This is a genomic window from Lysinibacillus sp. GbtcB16 (assembly GCF_019091145.1).
In the GTDB taxonomy this organism is placed as follows: domain Bacteria; phylum Bacillota; class Bacilli; order Bacillales_A; family Planococcaceae; genus Lysinibacillus; species Lysinibacillus fusiformis.
The window spans coordinates 1-263 of the sequence record NZ_JAGXJV010000522.1 but is presented as its reverse complement, the minus strand read 5'-3'; the positions used below and the strand labels follow the sequence as shown (position 1 = coordinate 263).

Genomic DNA, 263 nt, shown 5'->3' with positions numbered 1-263 from the left:
GAGCCGGTCAGTGTCATCTACGGTCTTGCCGGTTCCGATACAAATGAGAACATCCTGCATGACGTGGTCCGGCTCCGTGACATAATGCACATCGTTCGTGGCAATGAGCGGAATGCCGGTTGTCTTGCTCAGCTCGATCATGGCAGCCATTACCTTTTTCTGCTCGATCATCCCGTGATCCTGAATCTCCAGAAAGAAGTCGTCACCAAAAATCGCTCGATACCGCTCAGCGGCTTCTCTCGCTTCATCAGTCCGGTTGTGAA

General features: G+C 52.5%; 1 protein-coding gene. It reads right to left on the bottom strand.

Annotated features, from left to right (window positions below):
- A partial coding sequence (locus KVT27_RS25105; protein WP_217582221.1) for a PHP domain-containing protein occupies positions 1-263 on the bottom strand: 263 nt, incomplete at both ends.